This window comes from Chromobacterium piscinae (assembly GCF_021129175.1).
Classification (GTDB): Bacteria; Pseudomonadota; Gammaproteobacteria; order Burkholderiales; family Chromobacteriaceae; genus Chromobacterium; species Chromobacterium piscinae.
Map to the genome: position 1 here is coordinate 1 of NZ_JAJOHV010000042.1, position 22,453 is coordinate 22,453.

The window sequence follows — 22,453 nt, forward strand, 5'->3', positions numbered from 1 at the left end:
CGAACTATACGCCCGGGCCCCTGACCCGTCAACACCTTTTGCGAGAAAAATTGAACTTTCTTCGGCCAGTACGCGCAAGACGTTGATTTACAAGAAAATCGGCTGGGAAGGATTTCAGACCTGCGCCCATTGTGGCAAGAAAACCGCCACAGTCGAGCCTGGCTGACCACCGGAAATACGGCGGCGGCTACGCGCCGACAGGCGATTCTGCTACGCTCCCATGCGTTTGGCACGCGATGTGCCTGCCGTGGACACTCTATATATGCTCAAATTCGATGTTCTGATTATCGGCAGCGGCCTGGCCGGCATGACGCTGGCGCTGCACCTGGCGGAAAAACGCAAGGTGGGCCTGATCACCAAACGCGATCTGCTGGAAGGCAGCTCCACTTATGCCCAAGGCGGCATCGCCGCCGTGCTGGATACCGACGACTCGGTGGAGGATCACATCCGCGACACGCTGATCGCCGGCGCCGGGCTGTGCAATGAAGACACCACCCGCTTCATCGTCGAACACTCCAAGGAAGCGATCGACTGGCTGATCGAACTGGGCGTGCCCTTCACCCGCGACGACGAGCATCAGACCGGTTATCACCTGACGCGCGAAGGCGGCCACAGCCACCGCCGCATCATCCATGCCGCCGATGCCACCGGCGCCGCGGTGACCAGCACCCTGGGCCAGAAGATCAAGGCGCATCCGAACATCACCGAGCTGGAGCACTATATAGCGATAGACCTGATCACTTCGCAGAAGCTGGGCCAGGACGGCAAGCGCGCCTACGGCGTATACGCGCTGGACAAGAACAGCGACGAAGTCGTCACCATCGCCGCCCAGCACACCATCCTGGCATCCGGCGGCGCGGGGAAGGTCTATCTCTATACCACCAATCCGGACACCGCCACCGGCGACGGCATCGCGATGGGCTGGCGCGCCGGCTGCCGCGTCGGCAATATGGAATTCATGCAGTTCCATCCCACCTGCCTGTACCACCCACACTCCAAGTCGTTCTTGATCACTGAAGCCGTGCGCGGCGAAGGCGGCATTCTGAAACTGCCGGACGGCACCCGCTTCATGCCGCAGCACGACCCGCGCGGCGAGCTGGCCCCCCGCGACGTGGTGGCCCGCGCCATCGACTTCGAAATGAAGAAGCACGGCCTGGACTGCGTCTATCTGGACATCTCTTATAAGCCGGCGCAATTCATCAAGGAACACTTCCCCAATATCTACGCCCACTGCCTGGAGTTGGGCATAGACATCACCCAGCAGCCGATACCGGTGGTGCCGGCGGTGCACTTCACCTGCGGCGGCATCGTTACCGACCTGGCCGGCCGCACCGACGTGGCCGGACTGTACGCGGTGGGCGAAGTGGCCCATACCGGCCTGCACGGCGCCAACCGCCTGGCCAGCAACTCGCTGCTGGAGTGCCTGGTGATAGGCAAGGCGGCGGCGGCAGACATTCAGGCTCAGGACGCCATCAAATTGCCGGCGATTCCGGCCTGGGACGACAGCCGCGTCACCGACCCGGATGAAGAAGTGGTGATCTCGCACAACTGGGAAGAGCTGCGCCGCGCGATGTGGGACTACGTCGGCATCGTCCGCACCAATAAGCGGCTGGAGCGCGCGCTGCACCGCATCGACCTGCTCAGAGGGGAGATCGACGAGTATTACAGCAACTTCCACGTCAGCAATGACCTGATCGAGCTGCGCAATCTGGTGCAAACCGCTGAATTGATCGTCCGCTCCGCGCTGCTGCGCAAGGAAAGCCGCGGCTTGCATTACAGCCGCGACTATCCGGACCTGCTGCCCGAAGCGGCGGAAACCGTGCTGACGCCCGAAACCCCGCGCGGCGACTGATCTTCCCCGCTTCCCCCAAAAGCCGCCAACTGGCGGCTTTTTTCATGCCCGCCAACTCGTATAGACATCAAAACAACACATTGACATTATTTATAATTATAAATAACTCAATTTGAGTTATTCGTGCTTATCATGGCCCCGCGCGCAACTCGATGCCATGCGGCCGCTCAAGGCGTCTGCGCCATCGGGCCAAGCCAGTTACGCGCGGCGCGGCCGACGACAATGCCGCTCGCCAGCGCGCGGCATTTCTCGATCCGCTCAACGCCCCGCGTACGCCGCGCATCATTTCAGCTGTTTCATCAGGAAGCGTCTCTTAGGCAATACCACCTAGACAGGGAGAATACCCATGAAATACGCAGCAAAACGCCTATCCTTCCCATCCGCCATCCTGGCCGGGCTCGCCCTCCTCGCCGCCGGTTCCGCTGCCGCCCAGGGCTCCACTGCCGGCGGCGCCGAGAAGCAGGCAAGCCGCCAGCCCGACTGCGCCGCCGCCTGGAACCCCGCCACGCCCTATATGGCCGGCAGCGTCGTCGGCCGCGGCGGCGTCAATTACACCGCCTCCTTCTGGACCCAGGGCAACGCGCCGGAACAGGGCCAGGCCTGGCAGGCCGGCAAGCGCTGTCGTCCCGCAGCCCAAGCCAAAGCCGCCGACCACGACGCCAACTTCCCGCCCAACACGCTGAAATTCCTGAAGGCCAACACCGGCCTGGACGGCGAGCAGTGGGACAACATCATGAAACTGGTCAACAAGCCGGAGCAGGACTCGCTGGAATGGACCAAGTTCTACGGCTACTGCGAGGACATCAAAGACAAGCGCGGCTACACGATAGGGATTTTCGGCGCCACCACCGGCGGCCCCAATGACGAAGGTCCGGATGGCCCGACGCTGTTCAAGGAATTCGACGCCTCCAGCGGCGCGAGCAATCCCTCCATCACCGGCGGCCTGGCCCGCGCCGGCGTGCACGGCAGCATACAGGGCAAGATCCTGAAGATCAGCGACAGCGCCAAGGTGTTCTGCGACAAGATAGGCGGCCTGCAAAACAATCCCGCCTGGCGCGACGCGATGTGGAACACCTTCTACAAGGTATACATCCAGTACAGCGTGCAACAGGCCCGCCAACGCGGCTTCTCCAGCGCGCTGACCATAGGCTCCTTCGTCGACACCGCGCTGAACCAAGGCGCCGCCGGCGATTCCGGCACGCTGCAGGGCCTGCTGTCCCGCTCCGGCAACAGCAGCGACGAAAAAACCTTCATGACCGCCTTCTACGCCCAGCGCAGCAAGATCGTCGACACCAACCACTACAACCAGCCGCCCAATGGCAAGAACCGCGTCAAGCAATGGAGCACGCTGTTGAGTCAGGGCGAGACCGATCTGAAAAACGCCGACGCCGCGGTGCAGAAAGTCACCGACTGGGAAATGAAGTAAGCCGCCCCACGCCAGGCAAAATCGCGCGCGCCATCGAAACCGGCGCGCGCGGTTTTCGTTTCAACGCTTAGAAACGGCCGTACAACACGCCGGTCTTCTGGTCCGCCGACATCGCATACACCGGCAGCGTGCCCGGCTTGGTCTCGCCCATGCCGGGCGAATTCAGCGGCATGCCGGGCACAGCGATGCCGACCAGCTTGCTGTTGCCAGCCAACAGCCGCTTGATGGCGGCAGCCGGCACATGGCCTTCCACCACGTAGCGGCCAACCTTGGCGGTATGGCAGCTGCCCATGCCCGGCGTCACGCCGAGCTGGCTTTTCACCTGCTGCATATCGTCGCGGTTGACGGCGGAAACCGAGAAGCCATTCTGTTTCAGATAAGCGATGTAAGCCTCGCAGCAGCCGCAGCTCGGGCTCTTGTAGACAGTGACGGGAACGGCGGCCAGAACGGATGCGCTGGCGGCGGCCAACGCGGATGCGAACAGAAAATGACGCAACGGGGACATGATGTCCTCCTTTAGATGGATGTCCAGATCGATTGCGCGCGGCAGCGCGCGGGAAGATTCAGATCCGGGCAAACTCGGGAGGACGCAACGGCGGCGGCAAGACCGGGCCAGGGAACAGGACCGGCTGCGCCGCGATCCTCACGCCGCAGCAAGCCAGAGCGGCCACACCGGGCAAAGACGCCTTGATGAACAGCGGCAGGCAGGCCTGCGCGCAGCCAGTAGAACCGCAAGCGGCCGCGCCATTCCCCTCCGCATGCTTCGCGGATGGCTTGGCGGCCATCCCGGCGCAATCCCGCGGCGCGCTCATCGCCGCGCACGCTTCAAGCGACGCCATGCCCGTCAACGGCTCATGCGCCGCCGCCATCCCGAACAGGGACAGCTGCAGCACGATCAGCAACAGGATGCGGCGCAAGATTCTCATTCCGCGACGATACCATGCCGGACGGCGCGGCAAACGCACACAGATCAAATCCGCCCCATCATGCGGGGCCATCGCTCCCCAGGCGCAAGCGCCACAGATCCTGATGCCGGGACAATCCGATCCGGGCCAGCGGCGCGACGTCGATCTGCCGATACGCTGGCGGCGGCAAATCCAGCGCTCGCAGCAGCATCGCCTTGATGGCGCTGGCGTGGGCGATGACCAGGACATGGCCGGCCGGCCAGCGGAAATGCTCGAACCAATGGCCGACGCGCTCGATCATTGCCAGCCGCGACTCCCCCCCTGGCGCCGGACATCCCGGGTCAGACAGCCATGCGTTCAAGGCTTCCGGCTCCGCCGCCGCGACCGCCTTCAACGACAGGCCGCGCCAACGGCCATGATCCGCCTCCCGCAACGCCGCGGCCTCCTCCGCCGCGCATCCCAGCGCGTCGGCGGTCTGCCGGGCGCACCGTTCCGGGCTGCGAAGCGCCAGGTCGGCCAGCCCCAGCGAACCGGCCAGGCTCGCCGCCCGCTCCAGCGCCTCCGGCTCCAGCTGATCATCCGCCGGGAAATGGCCGGCGCGCAGCGCGCGGGTCGCCGGCACGCACAGCAGGGTGATACGGGTCGTCATGCTCTTGGCTCTCCGTCAAAACGCTCTGAAGTTCTTTGACATTTTCTCTCGGCTCTCTAGAATCCACATCGTCTCGATGCGAGGAAGCCGGTGCGAATCCGGCACGGTCGCGCCACTGTGTATCAGCCTGATCCGCCATGCGGACAGGCATGAAAAGTCAGGCCTTCGCATCCCGCCAACCATCCGTTTCAGGACGCGTCATCCTCAAGGAGATATCTCATGCATGCAAGCCCCGTCTTGGCGCCGGCGATCCAGCCCGTGTCCCTCCCCATTCGCCAACTACTGCCCTGGGCAGTCTTCGGCGGCATTCTGATGCTGCTGGCGATCTACTTCGTCGGCGTGGAGGAAGGCGCCGCCGCCATCTTCAACAGCATGTATGTGCACGAATTCGTCCATGACGGCCGCCACCTGCTGGGCTTCCCCTGCCACTAAGGAGACGCCGGACATGGTGAGAAGTCTTTTGATCCGCGGCATGATCGCGGGCTTTCTGGCCAGTCTGCTGGCTTTCGGCTTCGCCAAGATCGTCGGCGAGCCCCAGATCGAAGGCGCGATCGCCTTCGAAGAAAAAATGGAAATGGCAAAAAGCGGCGGACACCAGCACGATGAAATGCCGGAACTGGTCAGCCGCGGCGTCCAGTCCGGCATCGGCCTGTTCATCGGCGTCGGCGTGTTCGGCACCGCCGTGGGCGGCCTGTTCGCGCTGGCGTTCGCCTTCATCTACGGCCGCATCGGCGCGCTGCGCGCCCGCGCGCTGTCGGCGCTGATGGCCCTGATGGGCTTCATCTCGTTCGCGCTGGTTCCCTTCCTCAAATATCCGCCCAATCCGCCGGCGGTGGGCGATCCCGGCACCATAGGCTCCCGCACCGCGTTGTTTTTCGCGATGATAGCCGTGTCGCTGGCGGCGCTCGCCATCGCAGTGTTCCTGGCCCGCAAGCTGATTGCCCATTTCGGAGCTTGGGATGCGACGCTGATCGCCGGCGCGGCCTTCATCGCGCTGGTGATCATCGCCCAGTCGCTGCTGCCCGAAGTAAACGAAATCCCCGAGCAATTCTCCGCCGTGTTGCTATGGCGCTTCCGGATGGCGTCGTTCGGCATCCAGGCGATACTGTGGGCTGGGCTGGGCGTGGCATTCGGCAGCCTGGTGGAACGGCTGCTGGAAGATCGCCGCGGGGCGTTTCAGATCAATTGAACGAAAACGGTCCCACTCCCGACACCCTCGCCTCGGCGGGGGTGTTTTGTTTTGGATGACAGCACAAGCAGCCCACGCCCAATGCGCAGCAGGTCATCATGCCGGCGATACCTCAGCAATCAGACCGGGGCGGCGCATTCGCTCCGTTTCCCAATGTACCGCGCGGCAGCCTAACGGCCGTGCGCGATGCCCATGCCCGCCATCACCCGGGCGGCGTTGTCGACGCAGTCCATACCCTCGGGCTTGGACTCGATCAGCTGGATCAGCGACAGAATATGCGACTTGCTTTGCGCCAGCCGGGCCTGCAACAACTCGATGTCCGCCATCTTGCGCCTGAGCGTGGCCAACAACTCGTCATGCCGCCAGGACGAAGTATCCTCCGGCAGAATCTGCCTGATCTCATCCAGCGTGAAGCCGGCTTGCTGCGCGTCGCGAATGATGGACAGCACCGCCACCGTCTCGGGCGGATAGTCGCGATAGCCGTTGGCCTGGCGGCTGGCCGCCTTCAGCAAGCCCTTGGATTCATAAAAGCGGATCGCCGAGGCCGCCATGCCGCTGCGCTTGGCCAGTTCTCCGATTTTCATGCCGCTCCAGACCTAGCTCTTGCCTGAGTCTCATCGGACACCGCGGCCGGCCTACCGCGCTGGCTCATTGCGCAGCGCCGCCAGCAAGGCCTGGGCCAGCGCCTTGCTGGAACGCGGATTCTGGCCGGTGATGAGGCGGCCATCCGTCAGCGCGAAGCTGCCGAAAGGCATGACAGCCTTCTCGTAGCGCCCTCCTCTGGCCTCCATCTCGCTTTGCAGTTGATAGGGCACCTGGTCCTTCACCCCGGACAGCGCCTCCTCGAAATTGGAGAAGCCGGTCACGCGGCGGCCTTCCAGCAGCGGCCGGCCCTCCTCGGTCTGGAGATCGAGCAGGCCCGCCAGTCCATGGCACACCGCCGAGACGATGCCGCCACTGCGGTAAATGCTTTCGGCGACCCGGTTCAGATCGGCGTTGTCGCGGAAATCCCATATCGTGCCATGGCCGCCGGTGTAGAAGATGGCGCGGTAAGCGCCGGGATCGATGTCGGCCACCGCCCGGGTCGATTGCAACAGCGCCATGAAGGCCGGGTCGTTCAGGCGTGCCTTGGCGGCGGCATCGGCATGGGGCCAGCCCAGGCTGCGCGGGTCCAGCGGCACGGCGCCGCCGTTCGGGCTGGCGAAATCGATGGCGTAGCCGGCTTCTGTCAGCGCATCGTAAACGTGCGTCAGCTCGGCCAGCCACAATCCGGTGCGCTCGGTTCGGCTCGGATAGCGGTCATGATTGGTCATGACCATCAGGATCTTGCCGGCGCAGGCGGAGGGTTCCTGGACCAGGGGCGCGGCGTCCGCCGCGGCGGTTTGCGTGATTGGCATGGACATGGCGACCAGAACGGGTTTGTTGAAAATGGGCACGGACAACACCTTCTTCATGATAGTACATCGCGCCATTTTGCCTTCCGGACAAATACCATAGGCATTGAAATGCGCGCCAAGCCCCATGCTAAGATTAAAGCCAGCTTTAATGTCAACAAGCTCTTGCCCGCCTGACTCCGCGCTCCCCTATCCCGCTCCTCGCCCGCTCAAGCACTTGATCTCAAAACCGGTCTTCCGCCTCGCCTGCAGAAATTTCTTCATCGGCAGACTTGACCTTAAAGTTGGCTTTAATCCTATCGTGCGCTCATCGCAACCCTGGAGACCACGATGAATCCCTTCGCGTCCCTCACCCTGCCCAATGGCAGCCTGCTGCCGAACCGCCTGGCCAAGGCCGCCATGGAGGAAAACATGGCCGACCGCGACCACGCGCCGTCAGAACAACTGATCCGCCTGTACCGCGCCTGGGCGGAAGGTGGCGTGGGGCTGATCATCACCGGCAACGTCATGGTGGACCGGCGCGCGATGACCGGCCCAGGCGGGGTGGTGCTGGAGTCGGCGCGATTCGGCGAACGCTTTGAGAAGTGGTCCGCAGCCGCCCGCGCACAAGGCGCGCAGATATGGATGCAGATCAACCACCCGGGCCGCCAGATGCCCGCCGCGCTGGGACAGGAAACCATCGCGCCATCCGTTGTGGCCATGGACCTCGGCAATTTCTCCAAACAGTTCGCCGCGCCGCGCGCGATGTCCGAAGCCGATATCGCCGACGTGAAAGCCCGCTTCGTCAACACGGCGCGGCTGGCGGAGCGATTCGGCTTTTCCGGCGTGCAGATCCACGCCGCGCATGGCTACCTGATCAGCCAGTTTCTGTCGCCCATCACCAACCAGCGCGCCGACCGCTGGGGCGGCCCCCTGGAAAACCGCGCCCGCCTGTTGCTGGACATCGTCCGCGAAGTGCGCCAGGCCGTGGGTGCCGGCTTCGCCGTTTCGGTGAAGATCAATTCGGCCGATTTCCAGCGCGGCGGCTTCAGCGCCGACGACGCCAAGCAAGTGGCGGCCATGCTGAACCCGCTGGGCGTGGACCTGATCGAACTGTCCGGCGGCAGCTACGAAGCGCCAGCCATGCACGGCCAGACACGCGACGGCCATACTCTGGCCCGCGAGGCCTATTTCCTGGAATTCGCCCAGGACATCGCCTCGGTCGCGCGGATACCCATCATGGTGACCGGCGGCATCCGCCGCTACCCGGTCGTCGAACAGGTGCTGAACAGCGGCGTCTCCATCGCCGGCATGGCCACCGCGCTGGCGATAAACCCCAATCTGCCCAAGGCCTGGCGCAGCGACGCGTCGACCGCGCCGCGGCTGCGCGCCATCCCCTGGAAGAACAAGGTGCTAGCCTCGGTCGGGTATATGGCGATGGTGAAATACCAACTGCGCCGCCTCAGCCTGGGCAAACGCACCCGGCCCGATGTCTTCCCGGCCCTGGCGCTGCTGCGGCAACAGTGGGACGCCAAGATCCGGACCGGACGCTACCGCCGCTGGATCCGGCGCCAGGCCGCTTCGACATGAACATTGCGGCGGGGAAAAATACCGCCTCGCCGCCGCCACAGTCTCCGCCGTCGAATAGCGCAACCATCGAAAACCGGCCGCGACGAGAAAACCGCAGCCGCAGCGGCATGAAAGACTGAAATGGCTGATTGAGATTTGATGAACCCATCGGCTCCGGATTCGCAATAGTTTTTCATCGCCATTTCAATTTCTATCAAAGGGAAAAATAAAGACCTTTTATCTGAAACTGCAAAAATTTCAGATTATGATCAATAAAACAGCACTCAATCCGGCCGCTTCCGCCTGCAAGGTGAAATGCCGCGCGCAGGGAGAAGGGCCTGCGCCCATATCGGGCTTTTCCCGGCGCCGCCGCCGGGTTAAAGCCACTGGCAAACGAGCTTGGCAAACCGCCATGAATCCCCGCAGGGCATATCCGCCTAAAAGGGCTTCATCGTTTTTCAAAGAGGCCGGGCCATATGGCAACTCAAATACTCATAGATTTGTTTGGCGAAGTCGCGCTGCTGATGTGGGGCATCCACATGGTCCATACCGGGATTCTGAGGGCCTTCGGCAGCCAGATTCGCCAATTTCTCGGCAAAAGCCTCCGCACTCCGCTGCGGGCTTTCCTCTCCGGCCTAGGCATCACCACCTTGCTGCAAAGCAGCACCGCCACGGCCCTGATGCTCGGCTCCTTCGCCGCCGGCGGCATGGTGGATCTGGCGCCTTCGCTGGCCGTCATGCTCGGCGCGAATGTCGGCACCACGCTGATCGTGCAGGCGCTGTCGTTCAACATCACGCTGGCCTTCCCCATCCTGATACTCGCCGGCGTCACCGCCTTCCGCCGCAGCGCGCGCACCCGCACCCGCGACATGGGCCGGGTCGGCATCGGCCTCGGCCTGATGCTGCTGGCGCTGCACCTGATACTGGAGACGGTTCAGCCTATCGAGGCGTCGCGCACGCTGCGCCTGCTGCTGGAAAACATCACCAGCGACCCTACGCTCAACCTGCTGCTTGCCGCCTTGTTCTCGCTGGCCGCCCACTCCAGCGTGGCTTCGATGCTGTTCATCATGTCCCTGGCCGGCGCCGGCGTGCTGTCGCCGACCATCACCGTCGCCATGGTGTTGGGCGCCAATCTCGGCAGCGCGCTCAATCCGGTGCTGGAAGGCAATCGCAACGATCCCGCCCAGCTGCGGATGCCGGTCGGCAACCTGGTGAACCGGCTGGCCGGCTGCCTGCTGGCCTTGCCGTTTCTGGACGACATCCAGCGCGCCATCCTGAGCGTGGATCCGGATCCGGGCAGGCTAGCCGCGCACTTTCATCTGTTGTTCAATCTGGCGATGTCCATGCTGTTCATCGGCGCGCTTCCCCGCCTATCTCGTTGGCTGGTCACATGGCTGCCCGCGCATGCCTCGCCGGACGAACCCTCGCAGCCGATGTACCTGGACCCGGCCATGCTCGGCACGCCCACCCTGGCCTTGACCAACGCCGCTCGCGAAGTGCTGCGCATGGCGGATGTCCTGACGCTGATGCTGCGCCAATCGCAAGCGGCTTTCCGCGAGGTGGACCGCAACCGCGTCAGCCAGATACGCGCGATGGACGACCAATTGAGCCAGCTGCATGGCGCCATCCAGCGCTATCTGGCCGCGCTCAGCCCCTATTCGCTGGACGACGAGGAATTGCGCCGGATCGGCGAGATCCTCAACTTCGCCAGCGTGCTGCAGCATATCAGCGAGATGGTGGACCGAAACCTGATGGCCTGCGCCAACCGCCTGGTCAAACAACAGCTGGCGCTGTCGGAGGAAGAATTGTCGGACATCGACGAAGTGCTCGGCCGCTTGCTGGGCCACCTGCACCTGGCCGTCACCATATTGATGTTCGGCGACGCCAGCTCGGCGCATCAACTGTTGAAGGAGAAGGCGCGCCTGCGCGAGATGGAGCTGAACGCCGCCGAGCGCCAGTTCAACCAGATCCGGGCGGGCAGCACCAGCGATCTGGCCGCAGGCAACCTTTACCTGGAGACCCTTCGCGTCCTCAAACGCATAGATTCCTATCTGACCGGCACCGCCTACCCGCTGCTCGAACAACGCGGGGAGCTGCCGGCCGATCGGCTAGCCACGTCATAGCGCTCGGCTGACGGCCATGCGGGCGAATGTCTTGGACATGCCCCCTTCTCACCGCTTGCCTCCCGCGTGGATCCGGCCAGCCGACCCGCGGCCGCCTTCAGCGCGAGGGATCCAGCAGCGCGCGATACAGCTCCGGCCGGCGATCCGCCAATACATCATTGCGCGGGCTGATGTATTTGTCTCGGCTTGCGGCCAGATCAAGCGCTGCCAGAATCAGCTGGCAATCGCCGTCTTGGCGGCTGGCGCGCGCCAACACGTAGCCCTTGGCGTCGGTGATCAGCGAACAGCCCGCCCAATCCACGCCCCGCTCGCTGCCGGCGCGGTCGCAAACCGCCACAGGCAAATGGTTGAATGCGGCGTTGGCTTGCGCCTTGATCATTTCCGCTGGCCGTTCGCCCTCCGGATGAGACTGCGCCGGCCAGTTGACCGGGACACAGAGCAAGTCCGCGCCGGCCAGCGCAGGCAGGCGCGTCCACTCAGGAATCTCCAGGTCATAGCAGATCATCATGCCCAGCCGGCCAATCGCCGTTTCCACCACCGGCGGGGGTTGATTCCCCACATCGAAAATCGCCTTCTCGCCATCCCACAGGTGCGCTTTCCGGTAGCAGGTCTGTCCGCCATCCGGCCTGAGCAGCACAGCGCTGTTATACAGCCCGTCGCCATCCGCCTCGCAAAAGCCAGCGACAACGATGAGATCCAGCTCGGCGACCAGTTCGCGCCATTCGCTGACGCATGGCCCGGCGGCTGTTTCGGCAAGCCCCCAGGCTTCGTCGCGGCTGGAAAAAACGTAACCCGTGTTGGCCAGCTCGGGCAGGATGGCGAGTTTCGCCCCTCGGCGCGACGCCTGGATCAGCGCATCGCGGCTGCGGCGCATATTGCCGGAGACATCCCCGAACACAGGCGCAAGTTGGCAACAGGCGATACTTACGGAGCGGGCGGTTTTTTCTGCAGGCAAAACGGCGTGCGGCATGGCGATTTCCAGTATGGGATGGGGTCGAAACCTTGAGTGATCCAGATAGGAGTCGAGGTTCCTTGCCGATGTTCCAGAGGTGGCCGCCTTCCGATGAAAAGCATTGCCATCATCAAACCGCCGTCAAAAACGATTGCAATGGGCGAGGCCAGACTGCCTTGGCTGACGCCGCGCATGCTCAGCCATTCAGCATGTCCAGATAGCGCCGCGCCGCGCCCCATTCGTCGCCCGCCCGGCTGATCGCCGCCAATTCCGACACCAGCGGCGAGCGCTCCGCCAATCGGCGATAAACAAGATTAGGCGCCGCCATTTTGCGCACCGGCGCTGGCACCAGGGCCAGGCCCAAGCCCGCCGCCGCCAAGGCCAGAACCGACATGGTGCTGCCCACCTTGTAAGCGATGCGCGGTTCGCCGCCCAATAGCCGGCGCAACATCGGCAACTGGCCCTCATCGTCGCCATCGGCGGCGTAAACGATGAACGGCTGCTCATGCAAGTCAGAGACGCGCAATGAGCGGTGCGCGGCCAAGGGATGCCGCGCTCCCATCGCCACCTCCCAGTGCCAGCTACCCGCCGATCTAGCCTGCAAGCCGGCTGGAAGCGAATGGCCAAGTTGCGGGCAATAGCCGACATCCAGCCGTCCGGCCAGAATCGCTTCCAACTGCTCCGCCGGCGCCATTTCATGCAACTCCACCGCCACATCCGGCCAGGCCGCATGGAAGGCCAGCAAATCATCCGATAAACGTCCCGCCGCCACGGCATTGCCGACGAAACCTATCCTCACCACGCCGGTTTCGCCCCGCGCGGCGCGGCGCATCACGCTCTTGGCGCGCTCGGCCTGCTCCACCGTGCGCCTCGCCTCGATCAGCAGAATCCGTCCAGCGTCGGACAACTCCACCTTGCGCGTGCTGCGCACGAACAAGATCACGCCCAACTCCTCTTCCAATGAGCGGATCTGGGCGCTCAAGGCCGGCTGGACGATATGCAGCTTTTCGGCGGCCCGGCCGAAATGGCCCTCATCGGCAACCGCCAGGAAATAGCGTAAATGGCGTAATTCCATGCGCCCAAACTCATCACTAAAAATGATCAATCTTGAAATTTAATCTATTGGAGTGATTTTTCAAGCGCGCCTACTCTGGACATCAGACGCCGCGCCGCGGCGCCATGAATCAGGAGCCACACCATGACCGCTACTCAACGCATCGATGTCCATCAGCATGTCGTTCCCCCATTCTGGGCTGAAGCCCTGCCCGCCCACGGCGGCGACCCTTCCGGCTGGAAAAGCCCGGAATGGAGCCCGCAGAGCGCTATCGCCTTCATGGACAGCCAAGGCATCGCCACCGGCGTGTTGTCTCTGACCGCCCCCGGCGTGCAGGGCTGGTCCGGCCAGTCCAAGCGGGACATGGCCCGCCGCGTCAATGAATACACCGCCGGCCTGGTGGAACACCGTCCAGACCGCTTCGGCAATTTCGCCACCGTGCCGCTGCCGGACATCGAAGGCTCGCTGCGGGAGATCGAATTTGCCTTTGACGCATTGAAAGCGGACGGCGTGGTTCTGCTCAGCAACTACGGCGGCCAATACCTGGGCGATCCGGCATTCGAGCCGGTATGGGCCGAACTGAATCGGCGGCGCGCCACCGTGTTCATCCATCCGGGCAAACCCGGCATCGACGCCATCGCCGGCATGCCCGGCCCGCTGGTGGACTACCCCTTCGACACCACCCGCACCGCGGTGCAGATGGTGCTGAACGGCACGTTGGCGCGCCATCCGGACGTGAACGTCATCCTATCCCATGCAGGCGGCTTTCTGCCGTACGCGTCCCATCGCTTCGCCGAACTGGCCCCGGGCGTGCGCCATGATGTCCCGACGACCGAGGAATTGCTGCGCCTGTTCCAGCGCTTCTATTTCGACACCGCGCTATCCTCCGCTCGGATAGCCCTTCCCAGCCTGACCGCCTTCGCCGGCGTCGACCGCATCCTGTACGGCAGCGATTATCCCTACGCGCCGGCAGCGGTTGGAGCGTCATTCACCGCCCAGCTGGATGCATGCGCTGAACTGTCTGCGGCGGAGCATGCCGCGATCAACCGCCGCAACGCGCTGGCCCTGTTCCCTCGGCTGGGACCAGTCGACAGCTTGCGCCCATAAGCTGGCCAAGAGCTGGAACGGCGTTTCAAACGTGGAAAACCTTTCCGGGCAACGCTTTTCCGGAATGGGACTGGAAGAAAACGGAATGGATTTGGGATGATGTAGCAGCTAGAAACGCGAACCAGGAACCATATGCTGGCCGCACGCAGAATTCTGCACAAGCTTGGTTCATAGCAGACAGAAACGGCGGGAATTCACCCGCCGTGTACGATAGCGCCTCAGCTTGCCTTGCCTGCCGGAATCTGCTGGGTTATGCAGTGGATATTGCCGCCACCAAGCAGTACTTCGCGTGCCGGGACGCCGACAATTCGGTACTCAGGGAAGATCTCCTGCAGTCGGCTGGCTGCCGCGGCATCGGTACGCTCATCCAGCAGCGGAAAAATAATCTGCCCGTTGCTGATCAGGAAATTGACATAAGAAGCGGCCATGCGCTCGCCAACCTCGCGCGGCACGGCCTGACCGCTAGCCACCACCCCAGCCGTTTCCTCCTGCTCATAGAACAAGGGACCCGGGGCCAGCATCTTGTGGATCTTGAGCTGGCGGCCCTTGGCGTCGCGCGCTTTGGACAGCACTTCGTAGGCGGCCTGCGAACGCGGATACTGTGGATCCTGCTCATCATCGACCCAGTGCAGCACCACCTCACCCGGGCGGGCAAAGCAGCACATATTGTCGATGTGGCCGTCGGTTTCATCCATGAATACGCCTTCCGGCAGCCAGATGAAGTGGCTCACGTCCAGATATTCGGACAGCAAGGCTTCAATCTGGGCCTGGGACAAGTGCGGATTGCGGTTGGGGTTGAGCAGACACTCTGCGGTGGTCATCAGAGTGCCTTCACCGTCGACATGAATCGAGCCGCCTTCCAGCACCAGCGGGGCTGCGTAGCGATCAAAGCCATGCTGGGCCAACACCTGGCTCGCGACTTCACTATCCTGATCCCAAGGATGGTACAGCCCGCCATTGAGGCCGCCCCAGGCATTGAATTGCCAGTCCACGCCGCGCGCATTGCCTGTCTTGTCGATGACCACGGTCGGGCCGCTGTCGCGCATCCAGCAGTCATCGCTATTCATTTCCACCAGCGTGACTTCGGATGGCATCACCGCGCGGGCCTCGGCCATGCATGCTTGCGGCACCGCCATGAAGACCGGGGTGGCAGCCGCAATAGCCTTGGCGATGGCGGCGAAGGTCTGTTGCGCTTCGCGGCCGGCATTGCGCCAGTTATCCGGACGCTGCGGCCAGATCATCCATACCGCCTGCTGCGGGGCCCACTCGGCAGGCATATGAAAGCCGTCGGCGGCGGGTAGGCTGTTGAGCGTTTTGCTGTGCATTTTGATCACCATGACTTGATTGATGCCATCAGAAGTATTCAAAACATCGTGCATGTGCAGAGGACGAGCCGGGTTGGCGCGGCCACAGCGGCGCCAGGCCAGCGGGCCGTGATGACCCGTCTTTTCTGCCATGCACGAGGAAGTGATTGACAGACGCAGTCTAGGGAGAGCCAAACTATTCAGCAAATGAACAATACGAATACTTTCATAAATACGGTGAATGATGTGAAACTGCATCAACTGGATCTGAACCTGCTGTTGGCGCTGGATGCCTTGGTCAGCCTGCGCAGCGTCACGCGGGCGGCAGAGAAACTGTTTGTCAGCCAGCCTGCGATGAGCCACTCGCTCAATCGTTTGCGGACATTCTTCGACGACCCGCTGCTGGTGCGCTCGCCGCACGGCATGCTGCCGACACAAAAAGCGCTCTATCTGCAACAGGGCGTCCATCAGGCGCTCAGCCTGCTGCAAAGCCATTTCAGCCAGCCCGAGGCCTTTGACCCGGCGACATCGGCGCGCCGCTTCACCCTGTGCACCACGGATTATGTAGAGTGCGTGCTGATTCCGCCTCTGGTGAAAAAACTGGCGGAGGAAGCGCCTAACGTTCATATCGACATCACCATCCTGCGGGAAGACATTCCGGAACTGGCGCTTGCCGACGGTGAAATCGACTTCCTGCTGGGTTTTGACGAATACATGTCCATCCCCAACTATCTGTGCCGGGAAACTTGGCTGAACGAGCCGCTGATCGGCATCTTGCGCCATGATCACCCTCTCCAGAACGATAGGCTGACACTATCGGATCTGATTGCCTTGCCGCATGTCTTCCACGCGCCGCTGGGCAATCTGGGGTCGCCAATGGATGATTTTCTTGCCGAGCGCGGCTTGCAACGCAAGATTTCGGTGCACAGCCAAAGCTATATGGCTGCAGCCGCCATCGTCAGCAACACCGATCATTTGTTTATCCTGCCAAAGAAAGTCGCGGCGATGATAGCGGGCTACTGGCCGTTGAAGACAGTTGCGTTGCCGGAAGAGTTGCCAGGCTATCACCTTAACTGCATCTGGCACCCAGTACAGGATAGTAATCCCGCGCTGCACTGGCTGCGCGACTTGATGCGCAAGCTCATCGAGTCCGATGATGCGGCGCACGGCATGATGCTGCCCCAGTATTCGCCGCATGAATGAGTGCATCAAAATGAATCATTTTCCCGCATAACGCTATCTCTTGTAGATTAGCCGCCATATTGCAGAACAACCCATGCGCGCGCCGGCTATCGTGCGACGCCTGAGAACCTGTTCAAAGTCTCGCGAGCAAGAGCGGGACAAGGCGAAAACGAGTGAAAAAGCGGAATGTACAAGTGGTACATGAGCATTTTGAGTTTGTTTTCAACGCCGTATCGCCGAAGCGCAGCAGACTTTGAACAGGTTCTGAGCGCGCTGACCCGCCTGCGCCTGCAGGAAACGGTCACCGCGATGGGAATGAAATCCGTCTTCTTAGTGGAGGTAGTAGCATGATCGAGGTTACCGAGCTATCCATCGCCGAGCTGCGCGCAGCGCTCGAGTCCGGGCGTTCGACAGCGGTTGAACTGGTCAAGGCCTATCTGGCGCGAATAGAGGCCTACGATGGCCCCGCGACGGATACCAGGCTCAATGCGGTGGTGGTGCGTAATCCGGATGCGATCCAGGAAGCCGAGGCATCCGATGCCCGCCGCGCCCGTGGCGAAACGCTAAGCCCGCTGGACGGCATCCCCTATACCGCCAAGGACAGCTATCTGGTGAAGGGGCTGACCGCCGCTTCAGGCAGCCCGGCGTTCAAGGATCTGGTCGCCCAACACGATGCCTTCACCATCGCGCGCCTGCGCGCGGCCGGCGCCATCTGCCTGGGCAAGACCAATATGCCGCCCATGGCCAATGGCGGCATGCAGCGCGGCTGCTACGGCCGCGCCGAAAGCCCCTACAACGCCGACTACCTGACGGCGCCGTTCGCCTCCGGCTCCTCCAATGGCGCCGGCACCGCTACCGCCGCCAGCTTCGCCGCCTTCGGCATGGCTGAGGAGACCTGGTCTAGCGGCCGCGGCCCGGCTTCCAACAATGGCCTGTGCGCTTATACGCCGTCTCGCGGGGTCATCTCGGTGCGCGGCAACTGGCCGTTGACGCCGACCATGGACGTTGTCGTGCCGTACGCCCGCACCATGGCGGACCTGCTGGAAGTGCTCGACGTCATCGTCGCAGACGACCCGATCAGCCGCGGCGACCTATGGCGACTGCAGCCCTGGGTGGAGATTCCCAAAGCCTCGGCGGTTCGGCCGGATTCCTATTCCGGCCTGCTGGCTCAGCCCGACATGCTCAAAGGCAAGCGCTTTGGCGTACCGCGCATGTACATCAACAAAGACGAACTGGCCGGCACCAGCGAGACGCCTGGCATCGGCGGCCCGACCGGACAGCGCATCCATACCCGCGCGTCGGTGATCGATCTCTGGGAAGCCGCGCGCCAAGCGCTGGAAGCCGCCGGAGCAGAAGTCATCGAAGTGGGTTTTCCGCTGGTTTCCAATTGTGAAGGCGATCGTCCCGGCGCGCCCACCGTATTCAACCGCGGCATCGTCTCGCCTGAGTTCCTCGATGACGAGCTGTGGGAACTATCCGGTTGGGCGTTCGATGAGTTCCTGCGCGCCAACGGCGACCCCAAGCTCAACAAACTGGCTGACGTGGATGGTCCGAAGATCTTCCCGCACGATCCGGGCACCTTGCCAAACCGCGAAGGAGACCTGGCCGCCGGCATGGACGAATACGTCAACATGGCCAAGCGGGGCCTCAAGTCCTATGACCAGATTGAAAGCGTGCCGGATGGTCTGCGTGGTTTGGAAAAGACCCGCAAGCTGGATCTGGAAGACTGGATGGATCAGCTAAAGCTGGACGCGGTGCTGTTCCCCACCGTGGCAGACGTCGGCCCTGCCGATGCGGACGTCAATCCGGCCTCGGCCGACATTGCCTGGAGCAACGGCATCTGGGTGGCCAATGGCAACCTCGCCATCCGCCATCTTGGCGTCCCGACGGTTACCGTACCGATGGGGGTGATGGCTGATATCGGCATGCCGGTGGGGCTGACTTTTGCGGGGCGCGCCTATGATGACAACGCGCTGCTGCGCTTCGCTGGCGCATTTGAAGCCACCGGCAACAAGCGCATGATCCCGCCGCGCACACCGCCGCTAGGTCAATGAGCAGCAGTTAGAAACTGCGAAACGGGAAGTATAGGCTGGCCGTTTCGGCCAACTTATGCTTCCCGTCGCATGAATTCTGGTGGACCGAAGGAGGATCGAACTCCCGACCTCTGCATTGCGAACGCAGCGCTCTCCCAGCTGAGCTATCGGCCCATCGACTCAGGCATCCTAACACGATGGCATTTCGCTTGACCAGTCCCCGCCTCAGCTCTCCTCCATGCCGGCCAGCGGCAGGCTGAACCAGAATACGCAGCCGCCTTCCTGGCTGCTGACGGCGCCGAATTCGCCGCGGTGGAATTCCACGATGGAGCGGCAGATATTGAGGCCGATACCCATCCCTTCCGGCTTGGTGGAGTAGAACGGCGTGAACAGGTTGTCCTGCATGCCGGCGGCCAGGCCGGGGCCGTTGTCCACCACCTCCACCCGCCATTGGCCGTTTTCCACACAGGTGTGCAGTTCCACCCCCGGGCGCGGCGTGCCCGCCTCCACCAGCGCCTCGATCGCGTTCTTCATCAGATTGAGCAGCACCTGCTCGATCAGCACCGGGTCCATGTCCACCCGGCAGGGACTGCGGTCGGCGGCCAGCTGCAGTCCGACGGCGTTCTTGGCGGCCAGCGGCTCGGCCAGGCCCAGCGCGCGCTGCACCACCCGCGCCGGGTCCACCCGCTCCAGTTGCGGCTCGTGCTTTTTGACGAAGGCGCGGATGCTGCTGACGATCTGCGCCGCGCGCCGCGATTGCTCGGCGATGGCCTGGATGGCGTCGCGCACGCCGGCCGGCAGCGCCAGCTCTTCCGGCAGGCGGCGGCTGACGCCTGCGGCGTAGGTGTGGATCGCGGTCAGCGGCTGGTTCAGCTCATGCGCCAGCGTGGACGCCATCTCGCCCATCGCGATCAGCCTGGCGGTGTTCTGGAAGCGCTCCTGCTGCGCCTGCTCGCGCTCTTCGCGCCGGCGGTCGGCAGTGACGTCGCTGAGTATCGCCAGCCAGGCCGCCTCGCCGTTCACCCATTCGATGCGGCGGCGACGGATCAGCAGGCAGCGCTCGCCGGTGACGATGAACTCCTGGCCGATATCCTCGCCCTCGCCGGCCTTCAAACCCGGCAGCAACACGCAGCACGGCGCGTCGGCGTCGCCCACTTGCCACAATTCAGCGAAACCGGGATTGGCGTACAACAGCTGGGCGCTGTCCTCGTCCACCACGCACACCCCGGCGGCCAGACCATTCAGCACGGTGAGGAAGCGGCTGTGGGCAGCGTCCATTTCCTTGCGCTGGCGCTGGCGCTCGGTGATGTCGAACATAGAGGCGATCCAGCCGCGCTGGCCGCCGTCCTCCTCCACCAACGGCGTGGCGAATAGCCTTACCACCAAGGTGTCGCCGCGCTTGCGCATCAAGGTCAGTTCGAAGCCCTGCTCCGGCTGGCGGTTGTCGCGCACGGCGTCCATCGCGTCGGCCAGCACGCCGTGCTGGTCGGCCGGCCAGAATGGATGCGGCGGATGGCTGCCCACCAGTTCCTCCGGCGCGAAACCCAGCATGTCGCAGAAGGCGCGGTTGACGCGGACGATCTCTCCTTCCAGTCCGATCGCCACTAGGCCGCTTTTCATCGAATCCTCTATCGCTTGCCTGAGCGACACCTCCTTGGCCAGCCGCTGCTCGGCCAGCAAACGCTCGCGCATGTGGCGGCGGATGCGCCACACCGCGTACAGCAGGGTCAGCAGCAACAGCGCGATCACCACCGTCAGCACCGGCAGCGTCAGACCCAGGCCGCTGCGGTAGCTGACCGCGCGCAGGTAGAGGCCGTAGCCCGGCGGATCGAAGCTGGTCTGGTGCGAGATGTTGCCGGGCTGCTCGGCGGCGTCGAACTTCTGCGCCAGCGTCTTGCCGCCCAAATCGATGATGCTGATGTAGTTCTTGGAGGCGATCCACCACGGCACCTGGTGGTACAGCAGCGCGTCCAGCTGATAGGACAGTCGCAGCCCGCCCAGCAGCCGGCCGTCGTGGACGATAGGGATCGCCAGATCGAAGCGGTACTTGCCGTCTTGCCCTTGGTAGGGCGCGCCGTAACTGTTGCGCAGCAGGCGTCCGGCGCGCCACATCGCATCGTATTCCGGCAGCCCCAGTTGCCGCTGGTCGCGCCGCAGGCCATGCGGGTCCCATTCCACCTGCCGGTCCATGCCTATTCTTTCAAGCGTCACCAGTTCCGGGTTCTCCCGCAGGTAAAACGCCGCCAGTTGGGCGAAGCGCCGGCTGTCCACCTTGCCGGCGGCGATGTCCCGCGCCAGCGCCTCGCCCCATTCCTGGTGGGCCTCCAAGTGCATGCGCAGCGATTGCTCCAGCCACAGCACCTCCTGGATCAGGTTGTCCTGCTGCTCGTCCCGCCAGTCGCGGTACACCAGGTAGCTGAGGCTGCACAAGGCCAGCAGCAGCGCCAGCAAGGCCAGGCTGGCGCCCAGCCATAGCCTGTGGGGAATACGGCGAATGCGGGAATGGGAAGGGGACATGGCGAAAACCGGACGATGACACGCATCGATGATACCGCGGCCGCGGACTGGCAGGGAGCATGCCCATGTTCTGGAATTCCCTAATGGCCAAACCGCCATAGAGCTTCTACTTTATCGACAACAACAACCGGCACGAGCCGGGCCTGACACTACAACGCTACAAATGGATGGAGATCCCTACATGAAACTGAAGCATGCAGCGCTGGCCGTCTGCGCCAGCCTCGCCCTCTCCGGATTCGCCCAGGCAGCCGGCGAGATCGTCATCAAATTCAGCCACGTGGTGTCGCCGGACACCCCCAAGGGCAAAGCCGCCGAATACTTCAAGAAGCTGGCCGAGCAACGCACCCACGGCAAGGTGAAGGTCCAGGTCTATCCCAACAGCCAGCTGTACAAGGACAAGGAAGAGCTGGAGGCGCTGCAACTGGGCGCGGTGCAGATGCTGGCTCCCAGCCTGGCCAAGTTCGGCCCGCTGGGCGTGAAGGAATTCGAAGTCTTCGACTTGCCCTATGTGTTCGACAACTACGACCAGGTCAACAAGGTGATGCACGGCCCGATCGGCAAGCAGCTCTTGGGCAAACTGGAAACCAAAGGCATCAAGGGCCTGGCCTACTGGGACAACGGCTTCAAGAACTTCTCGGCCAACAAGCCGATCAAGACCCCGGCCGACATCAAGGGCATGAAGATCCGCATCCAGTCGTCCAAGGTTCTAGAGGAGGAAATGCGCACCCTGGGCGCGCTGCCGCAGGTGATGGCCTTCTCCGAGGTCTACCAGGCGCTGCAGACCGGCGTGGTGGATGGCACCGAGCTGGAAGCCTCCAACCTGTACACCAGCAAGGCCTACGAGGTGCAGAAGAACCTGACGCTGACACAGCACGGCTTCCTCGGCTACGCGCTGATCGTCAACAAGAAGTTCTGGGACGGCCTGCCGGCCGACGTCCGCGCCCAGTTGGACAGCGCGGTGCAGGACGCCTCCGTCTACGCCAACAAGATCGCCAAGGAAGAGAACGACAAGGCCGTGGCTGCGATCAAGGCGTCCGGCAAGACCAAGGTCTATGTACCCACGCCGCAGGAGCGCGAAGCGTTCAAGAAGGCGCTGCTGCCGGTGCACCAGAAAATGGCTTCCCGCATCGGCCCCGATCTGCTAAAGCAGATTTATAAAGAAACCGGTTTCAACCCCGGCAAGTAACATAGGCCGACGGCCGCGCATCGCCCGATGCG

General features: G+C 63.2%; 21 protein-coding genes, 1 tRNA gene and 1 riboswitch. Of the genes, 12 read left to right on the plus strand and 10 right to left on the minus strand.

The annotated features are described in order from the left end of the window. The first annotated feature begins 262 nt into the window (after positions 1 to 262). A complete protein-coding gene (gene nadB, locus LQR33_RS12555; protein ID WP_166439292.1) occupies positions 263 to 1,852 on the plus strand; it encodes an L-aspartate oxidase in 1,590 nt (529 codons plus the stop codon). 346 nt (positions 1,853 to 2,198) lie between these two features. Beyond that, complete coding sequence (locus LQR33_RS12560; protein WP_221667545.1) at positions 2,199 to 3,278, plus strand: chitosanase; 1,080 nt, start codon at positions 2,199 to 2,201, stop codon at positions 3,276 to 3,278. A gap of 67 nt (positions 3,279 to 3,345) precedes the next feature. Here the strand turns inward: LQR33_RS12560 and LQR33_RS12565 are convergent, their stop codons facing one another. The 3 genes from LQR33_RS12565 to LQR33_RS12575 all read right to left on the minus strand — a co-directional run bounded on the left by LQR33_RS12565 (position 3,346) and on the right by LQR33_RS12575 (position 4,832). Continuing rightward, entirely contained in the window at positions 3,346 to 3,783 is a 438-nt protein-coding gene (locus tag LQR33_RS12565) for a DUF411 domain-containing protein (RefSeq protein WP_021478471.1), read from the minus strand. A 58-nt stretch (positions 3,784 to 3,841) separates the two neighbouring features. Next, positions 3,842 to 4,195 carry a hypothetical protein gene (locus LQR33_RS12570; protein ID WP_231469199.1) on the minus strand — a complete coding sequence of 118 codons (354 nt, stop codon included), beginning with the start codon at positions 4,193 to 4,195 and terminating at the stop codon, positions 3,842 to 3,844. Positions 4,196 to 4,262: 67 nt separating this feature from the next. Then, positions 4,263 to 4,832, minus strand: coding sequence for a histidine phosphatase family protein (locus LQR33_RS12575; protein WP_231469201.1), 570 nt, complete (start codon positions 4,830 to 4,832; stop codon positions 4,263 to 4,265). Between the two features lie 55 nt (positions 4,833 to 4,887). Then, positions 4,888 to 5,049, plus strand: a riboswitch (adenosylcobalamin (AdoCbl) riboswitch). Between the two features lie 2 nt (positions 5,050 to 5,051). Here LQR33_RS12575 and LQR33_RS12580 point away from each other — a divergent pair. Together LQR33_RS12580 and LQR33_RS12585 are read left to right on the plus strand one after the other, a co-directional pair. Then, on the plus strand, positions 5,052 to 5,264 hold the full coding sequence (locus LQR33_RS12580; protein ID WP_021478474.1) for a CbtB domain-containing protein: 213 nt from the start codon (positions 5,052 to 5,054) through the stop codon (positions 5,262 to 5,264). A 13-nt stretch (positions 5,265 to 5,277) separates the two neighbouring features. Continuing rightward, entirely contained in the window at positions 5,278 to 6,021 is a 744-nt protein-coding gene (locus tag LQR33_RS12585) for a CbtA family protein (protein ID WP_231469203.1), read from the plus strand. 170 nt (positions 6,022 to 6,191) lie between these two features. Here the strand turns inward: LQR33_RS12585 and LQR33_RS12590 are convergent, their stop codons facing one another. After that, on the minus strand, positions 6,192 to 6,605 hold the full coding sequence (locus LQR33_RS12590) for a MerR family transcriptional regulator (RefSeq protein ID WP_166439298.1): 414 nt from the start codon (positions 6,603 to 6,605) through the stop codon (positions 6,192 to 6,194). 51 nt (positions 6,606 to 6,656) lie between these two features. Further along, positions 6,657 to 7,334, minus strand: coding sequence for a type 1 glutamine amidotransferase domain-containing protein (locus LQR33_RS12595; RefSeq protein WP_205692467.1), 678 nt, complete (start codon positions 7,332 to 7,334; stop codon positions 6,657 to 6,659). Here LQR33_RS12595 and LQR33_RS12600 point away from each other — a divergent pair. The 3 genes from LQR33_RS12600 (at position 7,323) to LQR33_RS12610 (ending at position 11,086) form a co-directional block, all read left to right on the plus strand. After that, complete coding sequence (locus tag LQR33_RS12600) at positions 7,323 to 7,592, plus strand: hypothetical protein (protein WP_166439291.1); 270 nt, start codon at positions 7,323 to 7,325, stop codon at positions 7,590 to 7,592. The two genes, LQR33_RS12595 and LQR33_RS12600, sit on opposite strands and share 12 nt — an antisense overlap. A 153-nt stretch (positions 7,593 to 7,745) precedes the next feature. Beyond that, a complete protein-coding gene (locus tag LQR33_RS12605) occupies positions 7,746 to 8,984 on the plus strand; it encodes an NADH:flavin oxidoreductase/NADH oxidase family protein (protein WP_231469205.1) in 1,239 nt (412 codons plus the stop codon). Between the two features lie 455 nt (positions 8,985 to 9,439). Further along, the gene (locus LQR33_RS12610; protein WP_231177077.1) at positions 9,440 to 11,086 is read left to right on the plus strand and encodes a Na/Pi cotransporter family protein; all 1,647 of its coding nucleotides are present in this window, start codon (positions 9,440 to 9,442) and stop codon (positions 11,084 to 11,086) included. 97 nt (positions 11,087 to 11,183) lie between these two features. Here LQR33_RS12610 and LQR33_RS12615 read toward each other — a convergent pair whose 3' ends face one another. Then, a complete protein-coding gene (locus tag LQR33_RS12615; protein ID WP_231469207.1) occupies positions 11,184 to 12,056 on the minus strand; it encodes a nitrilase-related carbon-nitrogen hydrolase in 873 nt (290 codons plus the stop codon). Between the two features lie 178 nt (positions 12,057 to 12,234). Then, positions 12,235 to 13,113 carry a LysR substrate-binding domain-containing protein gene (locus LQR33_RS12620; protein WP_166439302.1) on the minus strand — a complete coding sequence of 293 codons (879 nt, stop codon included), beginning with the start codon at positions 13,111 to 13,113 and terminating at the stop codon, positions 12,235 to 12,237. Between the two features lie 123 nt (positions 13,114 to 13,236). Between LQR33_RS12620 and LQR33_RS12625 the strand changes: the two genes are divergently transcribed. Next, positions 13,237 to 14,199: an amidohydrolase family protein gene (locus tag LQR33_RS12625; protein WP_231469209.1), complete on the plus strand. Its 963-nt coding sequence runs from the start codon at positions 13,237 to 13,239 to the stop codon at positions 14,197 to 14,199. A 218-nt stretch (positions 14,200 to 14,417) separates the two neighbouring features. Here the strand turns inward: LQR33_RS12625 and aguA are convergent, their stop codons facing one another. Next, positions 14,418 to 15,761, minus strand: a complete 1,344-nt coding sequence (gene aguA, locus LQR33_RS12630; RefSeq protein ID WP_231469212.1) for an agmatine deiminase — start codon at positions 15,759 to 15,761, stop codon at positions 14,418 to 14,420. Positions 15,762 to 15,782: 21 nt separating this feature from the next. Here aguA and LQR33_RS12635 point away from each other — a divergent pair, with 21 nt between their 5' ends. From LQR33_RS12635 to LQR33_RS12645, 3 genes are all read left to right on the plus strand, one after another. Further along, positions 15,783 to 16,706: a LysR family transcriptional regulator gene (locus tag LQR33_RS12635; protein ID WP_231469214.1), complete on the plus strand. Its 924-nt coding sequence runs from the start codon at positions 15,783 to 15,785 to the stop codon at positions 16,704 to 16,706. Between the two features lie 165 nt (positions 16,707 to 16,871). Beyond that, positions 16,872 to 17,036, plus strand: coding sequence for a hypothetical protein (locus tag LQR33_RS12640; protein WP_221669122.1), 165 nt, complete (start codon positions 16,872 to 16,874; stop codon positions 17,034 to 17,036). Then, positions 17,033 to 18,739 (plus strand): amidase, encoded by a 1,707-nt coding sequence (locus tag LQR33_RS12645; RefSeq protein ID WP_231469217.1) that lies wholly within the window; start codon positions 17,033 to 17,035, stop codon positions 18,737 to 18,739. The genes LQR33_RS12640 and LQR33_RS12645 overlap by 4 nt, the downstream gene beginning before the upstream one ends. A gap of 77 nt (positions 18,740 to 18,816) precedes the next feature. Here LQR33_RS12645 and LQR33_RS12650 read toward each other — a convergent pair. Both LQR33_RS12650 and LQR33_RS12655 read right to left on the minus strand, forming a co-directional pair. Further along, a tRNA-Ala gene (locus LQR33_RS12650) sits at positions 18,817 to 18,892 on the minus strand. Between the two features lie 51 nt (positions 18,893 to 18,943). Continuing rightward, positions 18,944 to 21,235, minus strand: a complete 2,292-nt coding sequence (locus LQR33_RS12655) for a PAS domain-containing sensor histidine kinase (RefSeq protein ID WP_205692469.1) — start codon at positions 21,233 to 21,235, stop codon at positions 18,944 to 18,946. A 181-nt stretch (positions 21,236 to 21,416) separates the two neighbouring features. Between LQR33_RS12655 and LQR33_RS12660 the strand changes: the two genes are divergently transcribed. Next, a complete protein-coding gene (locus LQR33_RS12660) occupies positions 21,417 to 22,421 on the plus strand; it encodes a TRAP transporter substrate-binding protein (RefSeq protein ID WP_166439306.1) in 1,005 nt (334 codons plus the stop codon). Positions 22,422 to 22,453: the final 32 nt, after the last annotated feature.